The sequence below is a fragment of the Rhizobium ecuadorense genome (genome assembly GCF_001187535.1).
GTDB classification, from domain to species: domain Bacteria; phylum Pseudomonadota; class Alphaproteobacteria; order Rhizobiales; family Rhizobiaceae; genus Rhizobium; species Rhizobium ecuadorense.
Window position 1 is genome coordinate 207526 of sequence record NZ_LFIO01001065.1, and the last position, 22101, is coordinate 229626.

Annotated in this window: 22 protein-coding genes; 13 read left to right on the forward strand and 9 right to left on the reverse strand. The window is 62.2% G+C overall.

Annotation, left to right across the window (positions count from 1 at the left end; genetic code table 11):
* The first annotated feature begins 166 nt into the window (after nucleotides 1-166).
* The 3 genes from acnA (at nucleotide 167) to AF337_RS19815 (ending at nucleotide 4582) form a co-directional block, all read left to right on the forward strand.
* Complete coding sequence (gene acnA / locus AF337_RS19805; RefSeq protein ID WP_049733397.1) at nucleotides 167-2857, forward strand: aconitate hydratase AcnA; 2691 nt, start codon at nucleotides 167-169, stop codon at nucleotides 2855-2857.
* Between the two features lie 233 nt (nucleotides 2858-3090).
* A complete protein-coding gene (locus AF337_RS19810; protein WP_049733398.1) occupies nucleotides 3091-3831 on the forward strand; it encodes a DUF1223 domain-containing protein in 741 nt (246 codons plus the stop codon).
* Between the two features lie 349 nt (nucleotides 3832-4180).
* Nucleotides 4181-4582: a DUF2794 domain-containing protein gene (locus AF337_RS19815; protein ID WP_049733399.1), complete on the forward strand. Its 402-nt coding sequence runs from the start codon at nucleotides 4181-4183 to the stop codon at nucleotides 4580-4582.
* Between the two features lie 6 nt (nucleotides 4583-4588).
* Here the strand turns inward: AF337_RS19815 and AF337_RS19820 are convergent, their stop codons facing one another.
* From AF337_RS19820 to AF337_RS19835, 4 genes are all read right to left on the reverse strand, one after another.
* The gene (locus AF337_RS19820; RefSeq protein ID WP_049733400.1) at nucleotides 4589-5146 is read right to left on the reverse strand and encodes a GNAT family N-acetyltransferase; all 558 of its coding nucleotides are present in this window, start codon (nucleotides 5144-5146) and stop codon (nucleotides 4589-4591) included.
* A 109-nt stretch (nucleotides 5147-5255) separates the two neighbouring features.
* Nucleotides 5256-5984 carry a Bax inhibitor-1/YccA family protein gene (locus AF337_RS19825; protein WP_012559249.1) on the reverse strand — a complete coding sequence of 243 codons (729 nt, stop codon included), beginning with the start codon at nucleotides 5982-5984 and terminating at the stop codon, nucleotides 5256-5258.
* Between the two features lie 179 nt (nucleotides 5985-6163).
* Nucleotides 6164-8707 (reverse strand): ABC transporter permease, encoded by a 2544-nt coding sequence (locus AF337_RS19830; RefSeq protein ID WP_049733401.1) that lies wholly within the window; start codon nucleotides 8705-8707, stop codon nucleotides 6164-6166.
* Entirely contained in the window at nucleotides 8704-9411 is a 708-nt protein-coding gene (locus AF337_RS19835; protein ID WP_049733402.1) for an ABC transporter ATP-binding protein, read from the reverse strand. Before AF337_RS19835 ends, AF337_RS19830 begins: the two co-directional genes overlap by 4 nt.
* Before the next feature lie 72 nt (nucleotides 9412-9483).
* On the opposite strand from AF337_RS19835, the gene AF337_RS19840 reads away from it, so the two are divergent.
* Both AF337_RS19840 and thpR read left to right on the forward strand, forming a co-directional pair.
* A complete protein-coding gene (locus AF337_RS19840; RefSeq protein WP_049733403.1) occupies nucleotides 9484-10128 on the forward strand; it encodes an arylesterase in 645 nt (214 codons plus the stop codon).
* 68 nt (nucleotides 10129-10196) lie between these two features.
* On the forward strand, nucleotides 10197-10790 hold the full coding sequence (thpR, locus tag AF337_RS19845) for an RNA 2',3'-cyclic phosphodiesterase (RefSeq protein ID WP_049733404.1): 594 nt from the start codon (nucleotides 10197-10199) through the stop codon (nucleotides 10788-10790).
* On the opposite strand, the gene AF337_RS40680 is transcribed toward thpR, so the two are convergent.
* Nucleotides 10697-11197: a low molecular weight protein-tyrosine-phosphatase gene (locus AF337_RS40680; RefSeq protein ID WP_082336838.1), complete on the reverse strand. Its 501-nt coding sequence runs from the start codon at nucleotides 11195-11197 to the stop codon at nucleotides 10697-10699. The genes thpR and AF337_RS40680 overlap by 94 nt on opposite strands.
* 33 nt (nucleotides 11198-11230) lie before the next feature.
* On the opposite strand from AF337_RS40680, the gene AF337_RS19855 reads away from it, so the two are divergent.
* Both AF337_RS19855 and AF337_RS19860 read left to right on the forward strand, forming a co-directional pair.
* The gene (locus AF337_RS19855) at nucleotides 11231-11536 is read left to right on the forward strand and encodes a 4a-hydroxytetrahydrobiopterin dehydratase (protein ID WP_049733406.1); all 306 of its coding nucleotides are present in this window, start codon (nucleotides 11231-11233) and stop codon (nucleotides 11534-11536) included.
* Between the two features lie 80 nt (nucleotides 11537-11616).
* Nucleotides 11617-12009, forward strand: coding sequence for a YkvA family protein (locus tag AF337_RS19860; protein ID WP_003589762.1), 393 nt, complete (start codon nucleotides 11617-11619; stop codon nucleotides 12007-12009).
* On the opposite strand, the gene AF337_RS19865 is transcribed toward AF337_RS19860, so the two are convergent.
* Nucleotides 12006-12566 carry a sigma-70 family RNA polymerase sigma factor gene (locus AF337_RS19865; RefSeq protein ID WP_049733407.1) on the reverse strand — a complete coding sequence of 187 codons (561 nt, stop codon included), beginning with the start codon at nucleotides 12564-12566 and terminating at the stop codon, nucleotides 12006-12008. The genes AF337_RS19860 and AF337_RS19865 overlap by 4 nt on opposite strands.
* Before the next feature lie 335 nt (nucleotides 12567-12901).
* Between AF337_RS19865 and AF337_RS19870 the strand changes: the two genes are divergently transcribed.
* The 5 genes from AF337_RS19870 to AF337_RS19890 all read left to right on the forward strand — a co-directional run bounded on the left by AF337_RS19870 (nucleotide 12902) and on the right by AF337_RS19890 (nucleotide 17729).
* A complete protein-coding gene (locus tag AF337_RS19870; RefSeq protein ID WP_049733507.1) occupies nucleotides 12902-13414 on the forward strand; it encodes an invasion associated locus B family protein in 513 nt (170 codons plus the stop codon).
* 247 nt (nucleotides 13415-13661) lie between these two features.
* Nucleotides 13662-14891, forward strand: a complete 1230-nt coding sequence (rlmN, locus tag AF337_RS19875; protein WP_049733408.1) for a dual-specificity RNA methyltransferase RlmN — start codon at nucleotides 13662-13664, stop codon at nucleotides 14889-14891.
* A gap of 93 nt (nucleotides 14892-14984) precedes the next feature.
* Nucleotides 14985-15938: an ABC transporter substrate-binding protein gene (locus AF337_RS19880; RefSeq protein WP_049733409.1), complete on the forward strand. Its 954-nt coding sequence runs from the start codon at nucleotides 14985-14987 to the stop codon at nucleotides 15936-15938.
* Nucleotides 15939-16059: 121 nt separating this feature from the next.
* A complete protein-coding gene (locus AF337_RS19885) occupies nucleotides 16060-16938 on the forward strand; it encodes an ABC transporter permease (RefSeq protein WP_049733410.1) in 879 nt (292 codons plus the stop codon).
* Nucleotides 16935-17729 (forward strand): ABC transporter ATP-binding protein, encoded by a 795-nt coding sequence (locus AF337_RS19890; protein ID WP_049733411.1) that lies wholly within the window; start codon nucleotides 16935-16937, stop codon nucleotides 17727-17729. Before AF337_RS19885 ends, AF337_RS19890 begins: the two co-directional genes overlap by 4 nt.
* Before the next feature lie 89 nt (nucleotides 17730-17818).
* Here the strand turns inward: AF337_RS19890 and AF337_RS19895 are convergent, their stop codons facing one another.
* Both AF337_RS19895 and AF337_RS19900 read right to left on the reverse strand, forming a co-directional pair.
* Nucleotides 17819-18460, reverse strand: a complete 642-nt coding sequence (locus tag AF337_RS19895; protein WP_049733412.1) for a LysE family translocator — start codon at nucleotides 18458-18460, stop codon at nucleotides 17819-17821.
* An 84-nt stretch (nucleotides 18461-18544) separates the two neighbouring features.
* Nucleotides 18545-19396, reverse strand: a complete 852-nt coding sequence (locus tag AF337_RS19900; RefSeq protein WP_049733508.1) for an SDR family NAD(P)-dependent oxidoreductase — start codon at nucleotides 19394-19396, stop codon at nucleotides 18545-18547.
* Nucleotides 19397-19573: 177 nt separating this feature from the next.
* On the opposite strand from AF337_RS19900, the gene AF337_RS19905 reads away from it, so the two are divergent.
* Complete coding sequence (locus tag AF337_RS19905; protein WP_049733413.1) at nucleotides 19574-20797, forward strand: argininosuccinate synthase; 1224 nt, start codon at nucleotides 19574-19576, stop codon at nucleotides 20795-20797.
* Between the two features lie 59 nt (nucleotides 20798-20856).
* Here the strand turns inward: AF337_RS19905 and AF337_RS19910 are convergent, their stop codons facing one another.
* A complete protein-coding gene (locus AF337_RS19910) occupies nucleotides 20857-22068 on the reverse strand; it encodes an adenylosuccinate synthetase (RefSeq protein ID WP_049733509.1) in 1212 nt (403 codons plus the stop codon).
* Between the last annotated feature and the right edge of the window lie 33 nt (nucleotides 22069-22101).

A 22101-nucleotide genomic window follows, 5' to 3' on the forward strand; every position in this document is an offset into this window, starting at 1 on the left:
AAGACCGGCAACCACGCCAGCGGTCGGCGTGAATTTCATCCTTGCGCCGAACTTGGAGCGTCTGTTCCACGTGCGGACAGCGGAAATGGCCGTACCCGCATCCTGATGTGCATTAAGTGCATAGGCGTCCGCACGACTGTGTTGGCTATCAGAAACGGGGTCTCTCGTGTCTAAATCTCTTGACAGTTTCAATTGTCGTTCCACGCTTTCCGTTGGTGGAAAGGACTATGTCTATTATAGCCTGCCCAAGGCTGAGGCAAACGGTCTGCCCGGCGTCTCGAAGCTTCCCTACTCGATGAAGGTGCTGCTCGAAAACCTGCTGCGCTTCGAAGATGGCCAGTCGGTCACCAAGGAGCACATCCTGGCCGTTGCCGAATGGCTCAACAACAAGGGCGCGGTCGAAAACGAGATCGCCTATCGCCCGGCGCGCGTGCTGATGCAGGACTTCACCGGCGTTCCCGCCGTCGTCGATCTTGCCGCGATGCGCGACGCGATGGTGTCGCTCGGCGGCGACCCCGAAAAGATCAACCCGCTCGTTCCCGTCGACCTCGTCATCGACCACTCGGTCATCGTCGACGAATTCGGCACGCCGCAGGCCTTCGCCAAAAACGTCGAGCTGGAATACCAGCGCAACGGCGAGCGCTACCGCTTCCTGAAGTGGGGCCAGCAGGCCTTCAAGAATTTCCGCGTCGTGCCTCCCGGCACCGGCATCTGTCATCAGGTCAATCTCGAATATCTCGGCCAGACCGTCTGGACCAAGGAAGAGGACGGCGAGACGATCGCCTATCCGGATACCTGCGTCGGCACCGACAGCCACACGACAATGATCAACGGTCTCGGCGTGCTCGGCTGGGGTGTGGGCGGTATTGAAGCTGAGGCTGCGATGCTCGGCCAGCCGGTTTCGATGTTGCTGCCGGAAGTCATCGGCTTCAAGCTGACCGGCAAGCTCAAGGAAGGCGTCACCGCGACCGACCTCGTTCTGACCGTCGTGCAGATGCTGCGCAAGAAGGGCGTCGTTTCGAAGTTCGTCGAATTCTTCGGCCCCGGCATGGACAACATGCCGCTCGCCGACCGCGCAACGATCGGCAATATGGGTCCGGAGTATGGCGCCACCTGCGGCTTCTTCCCGGTCGACGGCGAAACCATCAACTACCTCACCATGTCCGGCCGCACGCATGACCGGATCGCCCTCGTCGAAGCCTATTCGAAGGCCCAGGGCATGTGGCGTGACGGCGACGGTTCCGACCTCGTCTTCACCGACACGCTGGAACTCGACCTCGGCGACGTCGTCCCGTCGATGGCCGGCCCGAAGCGTCCGGAAGGCCGCATCGCGCTCGAAAACATCGCTTCCGGCTTCGCCGGTTCGATGGACGCCGACTATAAGAAGCCCGGCCAGCTCAACAACCGCTACGCCGTCGACGGCACGGATTTCGATCTCGGCCATGGTGACGTGGCGATTGCCGCCATCACCTCGTGCACCAACACGTCCAACCCGTCGGTGCTGATCGCGGCCGGACTTCTTGCCCGCAACGCCGTTGCCAAGGGCCTGAAGACCAAGCCGTGGGTCAAGACCTCGCTTGCTCCGGGATCGCAGGTCGTCGGCGAATATCTCGCCAAGTCAGGTCTGCAGGCCGATCTCGACAAGCTCGGCTTCAATCTGGTCGGTTTCGGCTGCACCACCTGCATCGGCAATTCCGGCCCGCTGCCGGCGCCGATCTCGAAGACGATCAACGACAAGGGCCTGATCGTATCCGGCGTTCTCTCCGGCAACCGCAACTTCGAAGGCCGCATTTCGCCCGACGTGCAGGCGAATTACCTCGCTTCGCCGCCGCTCGTCGTCGCCTATGCGCTCGCCGGCACGGTGCAGAAGGATCTGACCAAGGAGCCGATCGGCGAGGACCAGAACGGCAACCCTGTCTACCTCAAGGACATCTGGCCGACCTCGCACGAGGTGCAGGAATTCATCCAGAAATACGTCACCCGCGAACTGTACGAAAGCAAGTATGCCGACGTCTTCAAGGGCGACGTCAACTGGCAGGCTGTTCAGGTTCCTCCGGGCCAGACCTACGCCTGGGACGACGATTCGACCTATGTCCAGAACCCGCCCTACTTCGTCGGTATGGGCAAGAAGGGCACCGGCGTTGCGGATATCAAGGGCGCCCGCGTCCTCGGCCTGTTCGGCGACAAGATCACCACCGACCACATTTCGCCGGCCGGTTCGATCAAGGCGGCATCGCCGGCCGGTGCTTACCTCATCGACCACGAGGTCGCGGTTGCCGACTTCAACCAGTACGGCACGCGCCGCGGTAACCATGAAGTGATGATGCGCGGCACCTTCGCCAATATCCGCATCCGCAACCACATGCTCGGCCCGAACGGCAAGGAAGGTGGCTACACCATCCACTACCCGTCGAAGGAAGAGACGTCGATCTACGACGGCGCGATGCAGTACAAGGCCGAAGGCGTGCCGCTCGTCATCTTCGCCGGTGTCGAATACGGCAACGGCTCCTCGCGCGACTGGGCTGCCAAGGGCACCAACCTGCTCGGCGTCAAGGCCGTGATCGCCCAGTCCTTCGAGCGCATCCATCGCTCGAACCTGGTCGGCATGGGCGTCATCCCCTTCGTCTTCGAAGAGGGCACGACCTGGCAAAGCCTCGGCCTCAAGGGCGACGAACTCGTCACCATCGAAGGTCTCGACAAGATCAAGCCGCGCGAGAAGAAGATCGCCAGGATCACCTATGGCGACGGCACCGTGAAGGAAGTTCCGCTGCTGTCGCGCGTCGACACGCTCGACGAGGTGGTCTACCTCAACAATGGCGGTATCCTGCAGACGGTTCTGCGCGATCTGGCTGCCTGATTGTTAATAGCCTCGTATGATAGTGGCCGCCGGAGAGCAGTTTCCGGCGGCTTTTCTTTGCGGCGGCGGTATTTGAGGGGGCTCACAATGATTTGTTTTCTGCGGGTTCCGGTTGCGCTGCGTCTCACCCGTTCGTGACTTTTCGTTTGGACCCGGAAGGATTATTCGTACGTTCATATGTCAGGGCCTTCGGTTCGAGCCCGCCGTCGGCGCTGAAAAAGAGGTGCAGGTGAATGTCCCCCCGTTTCTTGATTCCGCTGATCGCCGGCGTTGTTCTCTCAGGCCCGCTGCAGGCCGAAGACGGCACGCCGAAAGGTGTCGTCGAACTCTTCACCGCGCAGGGCTGCTCTTCCTGTCCGCCGGCTGACGCGGCTTTCCGCAAGCTGGTGAGCCAGGGTGACGTCATCGCGCTTGCCTATCATGTCGATTACTGGAACTACCTCGGCTGGGCCGATACGCTGAGCTCCAAGGAAAATACCGAGCGGCAGTATGGCTATGCCAGGACGATGGGTCGCAGCAACGTCTATACGCCACAGGCGATCGTCAACGGGCGCGGCCATCTGGCCGGCGCCGATCTCAACGGCATCAATAGCAAGATCGACACCTATAGCAGCGAAGGTAACGGGCTGACCGTTCCCATCAGCGCGTCGATGCGCGGCGACGAGCTGGAGATCAAGATCGGCGCGGGACAGGGCAAAGCCAATGTCGTGATGGTCTATTTCGACAAGGAAAAGACGATCGAGGTCGAAAAAGGCGAGAACAGCGGCAAGAAGCTCTCCTATCTGCACAGCGTCACCAATGTCGAAACGGTCGGCATGTGGGACGGCAAGGCGACCAGTCTGACGCTGCCGGCCAGCGTCCTGCAGCGGCCGCAGCTCGAGGGCTGCGCGATCCTGCTGCAATCGGCGAGCGACAATGGCGATCCGGCGGCGATCCTTGGCGCGACCGTGGTGATGGCGGGAAAAAACATCTGAGATTTCATCCGCTTGCGGATGAAGTACCGGGCGGCCCGGCTGAGCGTATTCGGGGCTGGGGTTAAGGTCGATACGCTCCGCCGGGCCCTTTGGCGCGCTGGCGCCAAACCGGGCTTCATAAATCTCCTGCAAATGAGGCGCTGTTTTGACTGAAATGCGGCGCTGCCGAGAAAGCCACAGCGCTGTCACCCGCATCGGACGACGCGCCGATTCAAAGTGCTGCAGCGTCCATGCGCGCTGACGCGCGGCGCTGTAGTGCGGCCGAATGTGACGGCCGGCGCTCTTGCAATTTGCGGCGGCTCGGGCACACTGTCACTCTCCTGTCACATGCAGAGGCCTTGGAGACTGAATGACAGATCAGCCGGATTTGCGACACGGCGAAAGCCGTTCCGTCGACAATAGTTCCTCAGTCGTCGTCGATCTCAGGGAATACAAGCAGAGCAAGGACCCGCTTCCGGTGACCTTTCATCGGCGTGAACTGGATGCGATCCTGTGGATCTACGGCCGTATGGTCGGCGACGGCGAATGGCGCGACTACGCCATCGATCACCTGAAGGACAGGGCGGTATTTTCCGTCTTCAAGCGCTCCGGTGAAATGCCGCTCTTCCGCATCGAGAAAAATCCCAAGCTCGCCGCCAAGCAGGGTGCCTATTCCGTGATCAACGTCCACGGCACCATCCTGAAGCGCGGTCACGAGCTGCACCAGGTGCTGAGGGTGTTCGACAAGGCACTGAAGCTGGTCGATAAGTAAGCCGAATCAGCCTGCAAACAGCGTGCCGGGATAGGTCGACGGATCCGGATCGGTCGTCATGCCCTCGCCGAGGACGCGCTGCATGAGCATCGTATCCAGCCAGCGGCCGTGTTTGTAGCCGGCGCCCCTCATCAGGCCGACCTCCACGAAGCCCGCCTTGAGATGAAGTGCGATCGAGGCGGGGCTGGCGCCGCCGATGACGGCGATCATCTGACGAAAACCGAGACTGGTGCAGCGGTCGATCAGCTCGGCCATCAGTACTTTGCCGATGCCGCGGCCGCGGGCTTCGGGCGCCAGATAGATCGAGTCCTCGACCATCCATCGATAGGCCGGGCGGACGCGAAAGGCCGAGGCATAGGCATAGCCGAGCAGGCTTCCATCCGCACCGGCTGCGGCGATATAGGGATATTGCTGGCCGACAATCGCCGCCAAGCGCTGCGCCATCTCGGCCTCTGACGGCGGCGTGATCTCGTAGCTCGACGTGCCGTTCAGCACGGATTCGCGGTAGATTTCGGCAATGGCGGGGATATCGGCTTCGGAAGCATTGCGCAGGAGGAAGGACATTTCGGCGGCGGGTCCATCAGGAGGGCAAGGCTCTTCTAAAATCATCCCAGGAAAATCAGCGCAACAAAAAAGGCGGCCGAAGCCGCCTTTTCGATTTCAGTGTGTCTGCTTATTTGCGGTTGCCCATGAACTGCAGCAGGAACATGAAGAGGTTGATGAAGTCGAGATAGAGCGTCAGTGCGCCCATGATCGCCTTGCGGCCGGCCACGGCAACGTCATCGGCTTCCAGGTACAGTTCCTTGATCCGCTGCGTGTCGTAGGCGGTCAGGCCTGCGAAGATCAGAACGCCGATCACCGAGATCGCGAACTGCATGGCCGACGAAGCCAGGAAGATGTTGACGATCGACGCGATGATCAGGCCGAAAAGACCCATGATCAGGAACGAGCCCATCGCCGACAGATCACGCTTCGTCGTGTAGCCGTAAAGCGACAGCGCGCCGAAGGAGGCGGCGGTGACGAAGAAGGTCTGAACGACGCTCTGGCCGGTGTAGACCAGGAAGATCGACGAGAGCGACAGGCCGACCAGGCCGGCATAGACCCAAAAGGTCGTCTGTGCGGCGGCCACGCTCATGCTATTGATGCGGAAGCTCAGGAAGAAGACGGCCGCGAGCGGCGCGAGGATGACGACCCAGCGCAAGGGCGACTGGAACAGCAGTACGCCGAACTGGGTGAGTTGTCCGTCCTGAACAGCGAAGTTGAATCCGAGATATGCGGCCACACCGGTGATCGCCAGACCCAGCGCCATCAGGTTGTAAACCTTGAGCATATAAGCGCGCAGGCCTTGATCAATCATCTCGCCGGTCTGAGCGCGGCTTTGATAGTTACGAAGGTCAGCCATAGTTTCCTCTTAAAAGCTCCGATGGAGATACGGTGTCGGGTTTTCGACCCGGGCGCCGCTGCGGAGCTCCAGCATGCCTGCCGACAATATGAGGCTTTCGTTCATCGCAAACAAGAGGGTTGCAACGGCCCGGCCGGTTAAATCGCCGTAAGGTGAAGGGTTTGGCTGCCGCTGCCCGGTCAAAGCTCGCGCAGGACGGGCGCCGCCTTCTGGCCGAGGATGCGCCATGTGCCGATCAGGCCGATGCCGACCGTCAGGACGAGGGCGGTGACGAGTGTCAGCCCCGCCACATCGGGCAGGAAGGTTGAGGGCAGGCGCATGATGCGGGCGACGATGAACCAGGCGGCAACGCCGCCGGCCATCAGCGCGAAGATTGCGGTCGCCAGCCCAAGGATCAGGTATTCGTAGCTGAAGGCGCGAATCAGCATGGCGCGGGTGGCGCCGAGCGTCTTCAGCACCACCGCGTCGTGGGTGCGCGCCCGATTTCCGGCGGCAAGCGCCCCGGCAAGGACGAGGATCGAGGCGATGAGGGCGACGGAGGCGGCGGCGCGGATCGCGGTCGCAAGCTGCGCCACCAGCTGGTTGACGATGTCTATCGCGTCCTTGACGCGGACGCTGGTGATCGTTGGATAGGTGTTGGTGACGGATTTCAGGATTGCCGCATCTTCGGCTGGCGTCGAGGAGGGATCGGTCAGGGTCGCGAGCCACGCATGCGGCGCGCCGCGAAAAGTGTTCGGCGAGAACACCATGACGAAATTGATCGACAGCGATTCCCATTGGACGCGGCGCAGATTGGCGATCTTGGCGGTGATGTTGCGGCCGAGCACGTTGACCGTGACCTTGTCGCCGATCTTCAGGCCGAGTTCATGCGCCTCTTCCGAGGAGAAGGAGACGAGCGGCTCGCCGCTGTAATCCTTGTCCCACCAGCTGCCTTCGGTCAGCGTGGCATTTTCCGGCAGGGTGTCGGCATAGGTGATGCCGCGATCACCGTTCAGCACCCAGCGGCCGGCGGCCGGCACGGTCATCTTGCTGACGTCCTCGCCGTTGAAGGCGACGATCCGGCCGCGCAGCATCGGCACCTCCATGAGCTTGCCCTTCGGTGCCTGCGCCTGGACGAGATCGCGGAAAGCATCGACCTCGGCGCTCTGGATATCGACGAAGAAGAAGTTCGGCGCGCCCTCGTTCATCCGGCCGGTCAGCTGCTGGCGCAGATTGCCGTCGATCAGGGTCAGCGTCACCAGCAATGCCAGGCCGAGGCCGAGGGAGAGCACCACCGACGGCGTCAGCGCGCCGGGACGGTGGATGTTGCCGATCGCAAGCCTGAGCGCCGGCGAATTGACGCGCGGGCTGCGGCGCGCAAGCCAGGCAATCGCTGCTGCGACGAGACGCAGCACGACGAAGGCGAAGACGATCGCGCCGACGAAGACGACGGCGATGAAGCGGTCATAGGCCGTCAGGACGGCAAGGCCGGCAAGGGCGGCCATGAACAGGGCGGCCAGCAGGATATAGGGCCAGGAGGGCAGGTGGCGAGCTTCGAAGCCCTGCTCGCGGAAGAGTGCGGTTGCCGGCACTTCGCGGGCATGGCCGAGCGGCAGGATGGCGAAAGCGAGCGTCGTCAGGATGCCGAACAGCGTCGCCAGCAGCAGGGCGCCGGGATAAAGGGTCGGGGTTGTGGAGACCGGCAGGAATTGCGCCAGGAACTGGGCGGCGAAGATCGGCGACAGGGCGCCGATGACGAGACCGATCAGAATGCCGCCAAGGGCGATGATGGCGATCTGGAAGAGATAGATCAGAACGACGACCTGGGCCGGCGCGCCCAGGCATTTGAAGGTGGCGATGGTGGTGCGCTTGGAATCGAGGAAGGCGCGCACGGCATTGGCGACACCGACGCCGCCGACGATCAGCGCGGTGAGGCCGACCAGCGTCAGGAACTGCGAGAAGCGGGTGATGTTTTCGGTGAGTGAGGGCGCGGCGCGGTCGCTGGTGCGGACAGCCCAGCCGGCGGAGGGAAATTCCTTGGCGGCGCGCGCCTGGATGCCCGACATTGCGCCCTTGTCTTCCAGCCGGATCTTATAGGCATGTTCGACCAGGCTTCCCGTCTGGATCAGCCCGGAGGCTTCGAGAGCTCGGCGGCTGACGAGCAGACGCGGCGCAAAGCCGAAACCTTCCGACAGCGCATCCGGCTCGGTTTTGACAGTGCCGGTGATGCTGAGCTTGACGTTGCCGAGCAGCAATTCGTCGCCGACCGCAAGCCCGAGCCGATCGAGAAGGAGGGGCGCTGCTACCGCGCCATAGGTGCCGCCCTGGCCCGAAAGCAGGGCTGCGAGCGGATAGTCCGGCTCGGCCTTGAAGGCGCCGTAAAGCGGGTAGGCGTCGTCGACGGCCTTGACCTCGACCAGTGCCTGATCGGAACCGTCAGGCTTGCGGGCCATCGAGCGCAGACCAGTCGACACCGAAATGGTGCCCAGGCCCTCGAGGAAACCCATTTCCTCAGGCGTGGCCTCGCGGTTGTTGAGTTCGAAACGGACGTCGCCGGCCAGCAATTCCTGCCCCTGCGAGGCGATCGTATCGGTGATCGATTGGGAAACGGAATTGACGGCGGCGATGGCGCCGGTGCCGAGTGCTATGCAGGCGAGGAAGATGTAGAAGCCGGCAATGCCGCCGCGCAGCTCGCGCAGCGCCAGGCGAAAAGCAAGCGCGACGCGCGGCGTGACGATGCTCATGCGATTGCCGCCTCGCTGTGGCGGGCGGCGCTGTCGCCTTCGATCCTGCCGGAACGGACGCGGATCTGGCGCGAACAGCGGTTTGCCAGCGAGACGTCATGGGTGACGAGAAGCAGGGTCATGCCGCGTTCGGCCTGCTTTGAAAACAGCAGATCGGCGATCTGGCGGCCGGTCTCTGTATCGAGATTGCCTGTCGGCTCGTCGGCGATCAGCAAAGCGGGCGAAGGGGCGAGCGCCCTGGCGATCGCCACGCGCTGCTGTTCGCCGCCGGAAAGCTGGCCGGGATAGTGGTTCAGCCGCTCGCCGAGGCCGACCGATTTCAGCTCGCGATGGGCAATCTCGAAGGCGTTGCCGACATTGGCGAGCTCCAGCGGCACGGCAACGTTTTCCAGCGCCGTCATGTTGGCGATCAGGTGGAAGGACTGAAAGACGATGCCGATGTTGCGGCCGCGGAAATCGGCGACCTGATCCTCGCTCAGCGCGTGGAGCGGCGTGTCGTTGATGTTGATTTCGCCGCTGTCGAGCTTTTCCAGCCCGGCAAGCACCATCAGCAGGGTCGACTTGCCGGAACCGGATGGACCGACGATGCCGACGGATTCACCCGCCGCGATATCGAGATCGATACCCTTCAGCACATGCACGGAAGCCGCCGCACTGCCAAGCGTCAGATCGGCGCCCTTCAACTCGATGATGGTTTTTGCCAACAGAAATCGCCCTATATAAATCCATAACGAAACAGCCGCATAACGGCACTTCGCCAATCTAGGGAAGCCAGAATGAGATTTAAAGTTGCCGCGCTTCAATTCACCGTCATTGCCGCCTCGCTGATCTTTGCCGCCGCAGCCAATGCCCGGACGATCAATCTCGTCGGTTTTGGGGACAGCTTGATGGCGGGCTACCAATTGCCACCCGGCGACGGTTTTCCGGAAAAGCTGCAGGTGGTCCTGAAGGCGAAGGGGCTCGACGTCACCATTGCCAATGCCGGGGTTTCCGGCGACACGACGACAGGGGGGCTTGCACGGATCGACTGGTCGATACCCGACGGCACCGACGGCGTCATTCTGGAGCTCGGCGCCAATGATGCGCTGCGCGGCATCCCGCCTGAGGAAAGCGAGAAGAACCTCGATCAGATGATTGCCCGGCTAAAGCAGCGCGGCATCGCCATACTGCTCGTCGGCATGATGGCGCCGCCGAACATGGGCGCGGATTATGCCGCACGCTTCAATCCGATCTACCGGAAGCTTTCGGAAAAACACGGGGTTCCGCTTTACGGCTTCTTCCTCGACGGTGTGGCGCTCGATGCGGGGCTGAAACTCGACGACGGGATGCATCCGAATGCGAAGGGCGTCGATGTCATGGTTCAGAAGATGGAAACCGATGTCACAAATTTCGTCGGGACGATTTCTTCTGTGAAGAAATAGGGGCTTGCGCGGTCATTGATTGCATGATTCCGTGTAAGCACCTGCAAAAGATTCGGGGAGTGCTCGTTATGCCGAGACTGTTTACCGCCCTCGAAATTCCGCGCAATGCGGCGATGAGCCTTTCATTGCTGCGCGGTGGCCTCCCCGGAGCACGATGGATCGATGTGGAGAATTACCACATCACCCTGCGCTTCATCGGTGATGTCGACGGCCGCACGGCCGATGAAATCGTAGAACGCCTCGACCGGATCGACCGGCCGGAATTCCAGTTCCGGCTCGAAGGCATTGGTTCCTTCGGCTCGAAGAAACCGCATTCGGTCTGGGCCGGCGTCTCGCAATCGCCGGAGATGTACGCTCTGCAGGGCGAGATCGAGCGCATCTGCCAGCGCATCGGCCTGCCGCCGGATCCGCGCAAATTCACGCCGCATGTGACGCTGGCGCGGCTCAAATCGTCGCGGCTCGACGATGTCGTGCAATATCTGGCCGGACGCGGCAACTTCCACACATCAACCTTCACGGCGCCGCGTTTCGTGCTGCTGTCGTCACGCGAATCGGTCGGCGGCGGGCCCTACCTCACCGAGGAAGTGTTCCCGTTGCACGAGGCGCGCTCGGCGCCCAGCGCTTCGAGCAGGGTGCTGCAGCCGGTCAAGAGCCTGGTATAGACCAGCTCGAAACCTGCCGGGCCGCCATTATAGGGATCGGGAATATCCTCTCCGGTTCCAAGCGCGATATCGCCGAAGAGGTGGAGGGTCGCCTCAGGCGGCGCGATCATTTCGAGCGCCGCCACATTGTCGCGGTCCATGGCCACGATCAGATCGAAATCCCTGAAATCGCTGGAGCGGATTCGGCGGGCGCGTTGCCCGGATATATCGATACCGTGGCTTTTCGCGGTGGCGATCGACCGCCGGTCAGGCTGCTCGCCTTCATGCCAGCCGCCGGTGCCGGCGGAATCGATCGCGAAACGGCCGGTCAAACCTGCCTCGGCGACGAGATGGTTGAAAATTCCCTCCGCGAGCGGAGAGCGGCATATATTGCCCATACAGACGAAGAGGATATTGATAGGCGTCATCGGCGACCTGTCGACAGATGAGAGGAGCATGGCATGAAAATGGAAAGACTGGAACGGACGGCGGTCGAGGCTGAAATGGCCGGGCTTGCGGGCTGGGCACTCAATGACGCGGCCTCTGCGATATCGAGGACGTTCAAGTTTGCAAACTTTGTCGAGGCTTTCGGCTTCATGACCGAGGCAGCGATTAGGGCGGAAAAGCTCAACCACCATCCCGAATGGTTCAACGTCTATTCCAGGGTGGATGTGACGCTGAATACGCATGATGCCGGCGGGCTGACGGAGCTGGATTTCAAGCTCGCCAAGGCGATGGACAAGGCCGCGGCCCGACGCGGCGTTTGAAAGCCAGGCCGATTGAAAGGGGCCGATTGAAAGAGTGGGCGCCATCACCATATGTTCGCAGGGACGAAAGGATGGAAGGGATGGACGAGGTCAAGTTCGGGGAAATCCTGTTGCCAGGTGACGAGGACACCCAGAGCCGGCGGGAGAAGACGGTGCGGCAGAAATTCTGGCCGACCTTCCGCCGCGCCGTGCGGCAGATTCCGTTCTCACGCGATGTCGTCGCCGGCTTCTACTGCGCGCTCGATCCGCAGACGCCGACGAAGGTGCGCGGCGTGCTGCTTGCGGCACTTGCCTACTTCGTCATGCCGATCGACATGATCCCGGATGTTTTCGCCGTCATCGGCTTTTCCGACGACATCGCCGTGCTCTCGGCCGCCTTCGCCATGGTGCGCGGCCATATCCGCCCGGGTCACTATGAGGCGGCCGACCGCGTTCTGGCCGACCGGACCGAAGAAGCCATGAAAACTATTTAAGCGCTTTCGCGCTCCAGCACCTTGCGGAGCTTGCCGAAGGCAAGCCGGATGCGCGATTTCACCGTGCCGAGCGGTAGCCCGGTCGCTTCGGCGATCTCCGAATGTGATTGACCGAGGAAGAAGGCGGCGCGCAGCATCTCGCGCTGCTCTTCCGGCAACTGGCCGACGGCGGCGCGTATCCTGGCGTCGCGATCGTCATTGGCGACGATTTCTTCGGCGCCGATCTCGGCCGGCGGCTGCAAGGCCGGGTCGGTCTCGTCGAAGATGCGGGTGTTGATGCGGCGCTGCTGGTCGATGCGGCGGTTGCGGGCAATGCGGAAAAGCCAGGTCGAGAGTGACGATCGTGTCGCATCGTAGAGATCCGCCTTGTGCCAGAGCACGATCATGATCTCCTGAACCAGCTCCTCGGCCTCGGCATTCGTCATCTTCTGGCGCATCAGCCAGGCTTTCAGCCGGGGTGCGAAATAGTCGAACAGGATGGAAAAGGCCTGCTGGTCGCGATCTCTGGCGACGGCCTTCGCGAGGGCAGCGAAACGCTGTCTTTCCTCGGCATCCATGTCCCCTCACGAGCCCCCTGCGGCAATAATTTCGTACCGGATTTCCAAGTCTTACTGAGGTACAACGGATTTGGGAAAGGTCAAACTCTTGCCTGAATCTTTGTGTCTTAAATTCAGCCGAACGGACGGCCAGTGCCATCGGGGCACGGTGTCACGGCCGATACCGTCAAAGGGGCGAAAATTGATACCCGAGCTCAAATGACACAGGCAGATACAAATCGCAGCCATTGTTGACCATTTGGTAACCTGAATTAAGTCAAAATAAAGCAGATCGTGATTATGCGGCGCCCGCTATGATCGCTTCGGGCCTTGATCGCAAGAACCGGCAGGAATCCATGTTTGTAAAAAGTATCGTATCCGCTCTCGCACTCACCCTTGTCACGGCCGGAGTTGCGGCAGCGCAGCAGGCCGCCGCGCCGAACCGCATCCAGCAGTTCCAGGCATGGGGCGCCTACTCCTACAAGTCGGGCGCCAGCACCGTCTGCTACGTGCTGTCCGTTCCGACAGCAAAGCAGCCGGCAAGCGTCGACCATGGCGATAACTTCTTCATCGTCTCGCAGCGTCCGGGCCAGAACATCTCCTACGAACCGCAGGCGATGATGGGCTACACGGTGAAGGAAAATTCGAAGATCAACGTCGTCATAGACAACAAGACCTTCGTGATGTTCACCAAGGACAAGGCCGGCTGGGTCGAAAATGCGGCGCAGGAGCCCGCTCTCGTCGCGGCAATGAAAACCGGTCATTCGATGACGGTGAACGCCGTTTCGCGCAAGGGCACCGGCACTTCCTACAGCTATTCGCTCTCGGGCATCTCGGCTGCGCTGAAGCAGATCGAAAGCTGCAAGTAAGCGCTCTCCAGCCGCAGAGTTTCAGGGGGCCGGCCTTGCGCCGGCCTTCGTCATTTCTATCTCTAGTGACGCGCGGGCAAAATGATGCTAAAGGGCGCGCCAACAGCGGACAGATCGCGATATCAGTCGCCGTTCCGCCATTCAATTTCTGCCAATGTGCCGTCATGCGCCTCACCTCTTCCGGCTTGCTCCTGAAGTCCGCGGGCTTGCGGGGCGGTTACGTGTTTGAATTCGGGATCTGAAGACTATGTCCGTCATGGATGCGATTGACGTCACCAAGCCGCAGGCGCCGCACGCCTCTCCCGGCACCGAAAAGCCTTCTTTGATCGGGCTTTCGCGCGAGGAAATGGGGGCGGCGCTCCGGGAAAAGGGCGTGGCCGAGAAGCAGATCAAGATGCGCGTCGCGCAGCTCTGGAACTGGATCTATGTGCGCGGGGTTTCCGATTTCGACCATATGACGAATGTCGCCAAGGACATGCGCGAGATGCTGAAGCAGCATTTCACCATCGCGCGTCCTGAGATCGTCGAGGAGCAGGTCTCGAACGACGGCACACGCAAATGGCTGCTGCGTTTTCCCCCGCGGGGCGCCGGCCGCCCGGTCGAGATCGAAGCCGTCTATATCCCGGAAGAGGGTCGCGGCACGCTGTGCATCTCCAGCCAGGTCGGCTGCACGCTCACCTGTTCTTTCTGTCACACCGGGACACAGCGGCTGGTGCGCAACCTGACGGCTGAGGAAATTCTGTCGCAGCTGCTGCTTGCCCGCGACCGGCTCGGCGACTTCCCGGATCGTGAAGCGCCGCAGGGTACGATCATGCCTGCCGAGGGCCGCAAGGTCAGCAACATCGTGATGATGGGCATGGGCGAGCCGCTCTATAATTTCGACGCCGTCAAGCAGGCTTTGCTGATCGCCACCGATGGCGACGGCCTGTCGCTGTCCAGGCGCCGGGTAACGCTGTCCACCTCCGGTGTCGTGCCGGAGATTTTTCGCACCGGCGAGGAGATCGGCGTCATGCTGGCGATCTCGCTGCATGCGGTGCGCGACGACCTGCGCGACATTCTGGTGCCGATCAACAAGAAGTATCCGCTGAAGGAACTGATCGAGGCGTGCAAGGCCTATCCCGGCCTTTCCAATGCGCGGCGCATCACCTTCGAATATGTGATGCTGAAGGATGTCAACGACAGCCTTGAGGACGCCAAAGGGCTGATCAAGCTCTTGAAGGGCGTGCCGGCGAAGATCAACCTCATTCCGTTTAACCCCTGGCCGGGCACCAACTACCAATGTTCCGACTGGGAGCAGATCGAGAAGTTCGCCGATTTCATCAATTCGGCAGGTTACGCCTCGCCGATCCGCACGCCGCGCGGCCGCGACATTCTTGCCGCCTGCGGCCAGCTGAAATCGGAGTCTGAGCGCATGCGCAAGACCGAGCGCCTGGCCTTCGAGGCGATGATGATTGCCAATCATGGCGCCGACGACTGATCAGCAAGTTTGATCCTCGCTACAATTCTCCTGCATTGATTTAAGCATGCGCTTTTCCTAATAGTGCCGCCAAAATCAATCAGGAGGATACAAATGCGCCCGATTCTGCTCGCTCTTGCCGCCAGTCTGGCCCTTTCCCTGCCCGCAAAGGCTGACAACGTCACGGTCGCCGTGACGGCAATCGTCGAGCATCCGGCGCTGGATGCGGCCCGCAAGGGCGTTCTCGATGCGCTGACGGCGGCCGGCTACAAGGAAGGCGAGAACCTGAAATTCGTGTTCGAGTCGGCGCAGGGCAATCCGGCGACAGCAGCCCAGATCGCCCGGCAGTTCGCCGGCGACGAGCCGAATGTCATCGTGCCGATCTCCACGCCCTCGGCCCAGGCGGTCGTCTCCTCGACGCGTGACATTCCGGTCGTCTTCACCGCGGTCTCCGATCCGCTCGGCGCCCAGCTTGTCAAGAACATGGACAAGCCTGGCGGCAACGTCACCGGCCTTTCCGACATGTCGCCGGTCGCCGAACATCTGGCGCTGATCAAGGAAATCCTGCCCGACGTGAAAACCATCGGCTATCTCTACAATTCAGGCGAGGCGAATTCCGTTTCGCTGCTCGCCGTCTTGAAGGCCGAAGCCGAAAAGGCCGGCCTGAAGGTTGTGGAATCAGCCGCCACCAAATCGGCCGAGGTCCAGGGTGCGGCCCGCGCCCTCGTCGGCCGCGCCGATGCGATCTATATCCCGACCGACAATACGATCATCTCGGCGCTCGAAGGCGCCGTCGCGGTTGCCGAAGAGAGCAAACTGCCGCTCTTCACTGCCGATACGGATTCGGTTTCGCGCGGTTCGGTTGCCGCCCTCGGCTTCAACTATTATGATGTCGGCAAGCAGACGGGCGACATCGTCGTACGGGTGCTGAAGGGCGAAAACCCCGGCGATATCGCGGTCAAGACCGCTGCCGGCAGCGATCTGGTCGTCAACAAGGCAGCCGCGGCCAAGATGGGCGTCACCCTGCCGGAAAGCGTGCTTTCGCGCGCCAACAAGGTCATCGAATAATCGGCTGTAATGCCATCGACCATTCACATTCAGCCGCTCCCGTTTGCACGGGGGCGGCTGAAGTACTAAAAGGCTGCGGTTTCGCGACGGGCGGAACGGTAACAAAAAGGGGCTGAAAGCCTTGAGCCAAATCGCATTCTGGGGGGCCGTCGAGCTCGGCCTGGTCTATTCCTTCGTCGCCCTTGGCGTCTATCTCGCCTTCCGCATTCTCGACTTTCCCGATCTGACGGTCGACGGCTCGTTTCCGCTCGGCGCGGCAGTGACCGCCGTGCTGATCATTGCCGGCGTCAATGCCTGGCTTGCGGCGGTGGTCGCGATGGCCGCCGGCGCGGCCGCGGGCATGGTGACGGCGCTGCTCAACGTGCGCTTCAAGATCCTCAACCTGCTCGCCTCGATCCTGACGATGATCGCGCTGTTTTCCGTCAATCTCAGGGTGATGGGCAAACCCAACGTCGCTCTGATCAATGCCGATACGATGATCAGCCCGTTCTTCGGCCACGGCCTTCGCGATTTCTATGTACGGCCGCTCTTCGTCGGCGTTCTCGTGATCGTCGCCCTCGTCCTGGTCTGGCGCTTCCTCGAAAGCGATGCCGGGCTGGCGATGCGCGCGACCGGCGCCAATGCGCGGATGGCGCGGGCCCAGGGTGTCGATACCAGCCGGCAGATCTATCTCGGCATGGCAATCTCGAATGCGCTGGTGGCGTTCGGCGGTGCGCTGTTTGCCCAGACGAACGGCTTTGCCGATGTCACCTCGGGCGTCGGCACGATTGTCGTCGGTCTGGCCGCCGTCATCATCGGCGAGACATTGCTTGGTCGTCGCGGCCTGTTGATCGCGTTGATCGGCTGCGTGCTCGGCTCGATCCTCTATCGCATCGCGATCCAGCTGGCGCTGTCCAGCGACATCATCGGCCTGCAGGCCTCCGACCTCAACTTCGTCACCGCGGTACTGGTGACCGTGGCGCTCATCCTTCCCCGTCTTCGCGGAGGGGCCGCATCATGATCAGCGTCAAGGACATCAAGGTCGTTTTCGGACGCGGTACGCCGCTGCAGAAACAGGCGCTGAACGGCGTCAGCCTGACCATCGAGCAGGGCTCCTTCGTTACCGTCATCGGCTCCAACGGCGCCGGCAAATCGACATTGCTCGGCGTGCTCGCCGGCGACGTCCTGCCGAGTGAGGGGCAGGTGCTGATCGGCAAGAACGAGGTTACGCGCAAGTCTACCGCATCACGCGCCGGTCTGGTTGCCCGCGTCTTCCAGGATCCGCTGACGGGAAGCTGTGGCGCGCTGTCGATCGAGGAAAACCTTGCTTTGGCCGCCCGGCGCGGCGAGAAGCGCGGGCTTGCGCCAGCGCTTGGCGGCAAACGCCGGGACTATTTCAAGGAGCGGATTGCCGAACTGAACCTCGGGCTGGAAAACCGGCTGAAGGACCGCATGGATCTGCTCTCCGGCGGGCAGCGCCAGGCCGTGTCGCTCGTCATGGCAACGCTTGCGGGGTCCGAGGTGCTGCTGCTCGACGAACATACGGCAGCCCTCGATCCTGGGATGGCCGAGTTCGTGATGAACCTTACGCAGAAGATCGTTGCCGAGCGCAAGCTGACGACGATGATGGTGACGCACTCGATGCGCCAGGCGCTGGACTACGGCCACCGCACGATCATGCTGCATGGCGGCGAGATCGTTCTCGATGTCGCCGGCGACAACAGGAAGAACCTGCAGGTCGAGGATCTGATCGCCATGTTCCGCAAGATGCGCGGCCAGACGCTCGATGACGACGCTTTGCTGATCGGCTAAGGCCGACAGCGTGCTGATCGGATAAACCGACAGCGTGATCGGCTAGGCCGACCGTGCGCGGATCGCTTCGCGACCGCGGGATCGGCTGATCATCTTGTCTGCGTGAGCAGGATCTTCGCGGCGAAGATCGAGAAGACGCCGGCGAAGGTATAGTCGATGCCGCGCAGCACCTTCCTGTTGTTCTGCAGCCAGCAGGCCAGCCGGTCGGCGGCAAGGACCACGGCGGCATTGACCGGCATGGCGAACAGGATGAAACAAAGCCCAAGGAAAAGCAGCTTCTGCGTGACGGCGGGATCGCCGGCGCTGACGAATTGCGGCAGGAAGGTCATGAAGAAGATGATGACCTTGGGGTTCAGAAGATTGACCCAGAAGCCCGACGAGATGTTCGAAAGGGCGGTGCCTTTCTGCGCCTCGACCTTGGCGACGGTCAGCTTCGAGCCGAAGCGGATCGCCTGCATCGCGAGCCAGAGCAGATAAGCGGCGCCGCCGGTCTTCAGGATCAGGAAGGCGGTCGGCGAGGCGGTGATCAGCGCCGAAATGCCGAAGGCGACCAGCATGGTGTGAACAACGATGCCGAGGCTGGTGCCGACGACGACGAAGAGCGCGGCATTCTTGCCCTGGGCGAGCGAGCGGCTGATCGACAGCGTCATATCGGGACCGGGGGTCGCCGCGAGCAACAGCGTGGCGGCGGCAAAGCCGAGAAGCGTCGGCAGGCTGGGCAGGAAATCCATGGCACACTCCGAAAGCCGGAAAGACCTGACGATCTCTTATCCGGCTTTCGGAAAATTACCAATCAAAGCTTCTGATGCCAGCGATTACTTCTGTTCAAGGAAGGCCTTGAACTTGTCGGCATAGTCCTTGTGCCAGCGCGACAGCGGCGGACGATTCTCGATGATGTCGCCGGCCGCCCAGGCCATACGGCGTTCGTCGACCGGCCGGGCAACGTCGTTATCGGGGCAAAGGATATAGAAATCGCCGCGCCCGAGGCTTTCGACCATGAAGTCGACCGTCTGTTCCGGCGTCCAGGCGGCGGCCGGTTTTTCCGTGCGGTCGCCCTGGGTGAGGCTGGTGAAGACGAAGCCGGGGATCAGAAGATGGGCGGAAATCTTGCCGCCGTCGATGTTGCGAAGCTCATGCTCGAGCGCTTCGGTAAAGACCTTCACGCCCGATTTGGAGATATTGTAGGCGGGATTGCCGGGCGGCGTGGTGATACCCTGCTTGGAGCCGGTGTTGATGATCAGGCCGGGTTCGCCGTGCGACAGCATCTTCGGGCCGAAGGTGCGCGTGCCGTTGATGACGCCCATCAGATTGACCGCGAGGATATGGTCCCAGTTGGCCTGAGGGCTGAAGATCGAGGTTTCCGGGCCGATGCCGGCATTGTTCATCAGCACGTGCACGCGGCCGAAACGCTGGAGCACGGCGCGTTCGAGCGCTTCCAGCGAGTCCCTGGCTGCGACGTCGGTTTCGACCGCCATCACATCTTCCTCGCCGGCAATGGCCTTGAGCTGGTCGGCGGCCTCGGCCAGCCGATCGCCGCCGAGATCGGCGATGGCGACGCTCATGCCGCGCCCGGCGAAATATTTCGCTGCCGCCAGGCCGATGCCGGACGCGCCGCCGGTGATGACGGCAACATTGGATTTCTTGAAAATGTCTTGAATATTGGTCACGGGGAGCCTCTCCTCGATCATTGCTAGGACGTTGGCGAATATGGGCTCCGCTTTGCCGCTGTCAAACGCTATCGCCGCCGGTGGCGTCGCACTTGCCCTTGCGTCACGCGCCAATCTCGCTAAAAGTGCCGCGACACCGGGTTTTCGCCGGCCTTTTATGCAACGGACCTCATCACCATGGCATCATACAAAGACGTGAAGAAAGTCGTTCTCGCCTATTCCGGCGGCCTCGACACCTCGATCATCCTGAAGTGGCTGCAGACTGAACTCGGCGCCGAAGTCGTCACCTTCACCGCCGATCTCGGCCAGGGCGAAGAGCTGGAGCCGGCGCGCAAGAAGGCCGAGATGCTCGGCATCAAGGAGATCTACATCGAGGATGTGCGCGAGGAATTCGTGCGCGATTTCGTCTTCCCGATGTTCCGTGCCAATGCCGTTTACGAAGGCGTCTATCTGCTCGGCACTTCGATCGCCCGTCCGCTGATTTCCAAGCACCTGATCGATATCGCCCGCAAGACGGGCGCCGATGCGATCGCCCACGGCGCCACCGGCAAGGGCAACGACCAGGTTCGTTTCGAACTCTCAGCCTATGCTTTGAACCCCGACATCAAGATCATCGCCCCGTGGCGTGATTGGTCCTTCAAGAGCCGCACCGACCTGCTCGCCTTCGCCGAGCAGCATCAGATCCCGGTTGCCAAGGACAAGAAGGGCGAGGCGCCGTTCTCCGTCGACGCCAACCTTCTGCATTCCTCCTCCGAGGGCAAGGTTCTCGAGGACCCCGCCCAGGAGGCGCCGGAATATGTGCATATGCGCACGATCTCGCCTGAGGCCGCGCCCGACAAGGCTGAAGTGATCAAGGTCGGCTTCCGCAAGGGCGATGCCGTCTCGATCAACGGCGTCGAGATGTCGCCGGCGACGCTCTTGGCGACGCTCAATAATTACGGCCGCGACAACGGCATCGGCCGTCTCGATCTCGTCGAGAACCGCTTCGTCGGCATGAAGTCGCGCGGCGTCTACGAAACGCCCGGCGGCACGATCCTGCTCTCGGCGCACCGGGCGATCGAATCGATCACGCTCGACCGCGGTGCTGCCCATCTCAAGGACGAGATCATGCCGCGCTACGCCGAGCTGATCTATTACGGCTTCTGGTTCTCGCCGGAGCGCGAGATGCTGCAGGCGCTGATCGACAAGAGCCAGGAGCATGTCGAGGGTGAAGTGACGCTGAAGCTCTACAAGGGCAATGTCATGGTCATTGGCCGTGAAAGCGAAAAGTCGCTCTATTCCGACAAGCTCGTCACCTTCGAGGACGATCAGGGCGCCTACGACCAGAAGGACGCGGCCGGCTTCATCAAGCTCAACGCGCTGCGCCTGCGCACGCTCGGCAAGCGCAATCTCAAGAAGTAGTCACCGGTTCGCTTTCGCACCGGATATGAGCCCGCCGGCATTGCCGCGCGGGCTCTTTTTTAAGCGGCGGCGGCATCGACACGTCGTCTGACGTCACCGCGACGCGGTCCCCAGCTTTCGGCCCACAGCGGCAGGCCAACCAGATCGGCTATCTCGGGCGCCGCCTTGGCAGGATCAAGCGGCATCACCTCTCCGCAATCCGTCACCGCAAAACCATCCTCCGCCTGATCGAGGCAGGTCACCGCCAGTCCGGCTCTGACGGCGATACCGCCGCGGTCCAAGCTCAGGTCGCGTGTTATGGCTTCACGCAACAGGCCGAGATCGAGCGGCGCGAGCCTCAGGCACCCCTGCCACTCGTTCGGTGCATTGGTGGGGTCGACGACAATGATGCCGGGCAGTGCGGCAACTTCCCCCTTGAGGGGGCCTGCGCCGTGCCGGGTGGTGTAGCAGCGCGTCGCATAAGTTACGTCGAGCGCGGTGATGCCGGCCTCGGCGGCGATAGCGAGCATGTTGGCAAGCCCGGTATTGGAACGGGTGACGTGGGGAAACACGCCACGGTCCTGATCGAGCCCGAGGCCCTGGGCAGCTTCGAAGATGACGGTGCCGCGTTCGCACAGCCGCCGGTCGGGCCAGAGCGTGACGCGGTCGAGATAGGCGGCGCAATCGGCCTCGAAGCGGGCGATGGTGGTGTCGTCGGCCAGCGCGGCAGCCAGTTCCGCGGGCAGGGCGGTGATGCCGAGCGCGGCCAGCCGGAGAGGTACCCAGGCGTCGCGGATCGAAACAAGGCGGGTGTGCAGATCGGGGCGGAACAGATCCTTGGTCGAGAGGGCGAATTCCGGGCGCAGATTGCGCTCGATGGTCTCGCCGAAGCCGAGGCCGCAGCTGCCATGACGGGCAGCGCCGCGCGCCAGCTCCAAGGCCTGGTTGATGATGACGTCGAACGGCGTGGTGACCGGCGCCCGCGGGTCGCTGCTGATCGCGGGCTTCACCCCGAGCTGGCCGAGATCAGCCAGCTCGTCGAGCAGCAGCATCGGATGGGCGACAAAAAAGCGGCTGAAATGCGTGGCGGCCCCGGCAAAGCTGCCCGAGCCGATATGGTGGAAGACATGACGGCGGCCGGCGGGATCGACCACGGTGTGGCCGGCCTGAGCGCCGCCATTGCTGCGAACCACCAGGGCCCCCGGCGTGGCTGCGGCAAGGCGGTCGACCATCAGCCCCTTGCCTTCGTCGCCATAAAGCGCGCCGATCACGGCCTGTGCTTGGATACTCATCATTCTGCTCCTCAATGGCCCCGGAGCGATCGC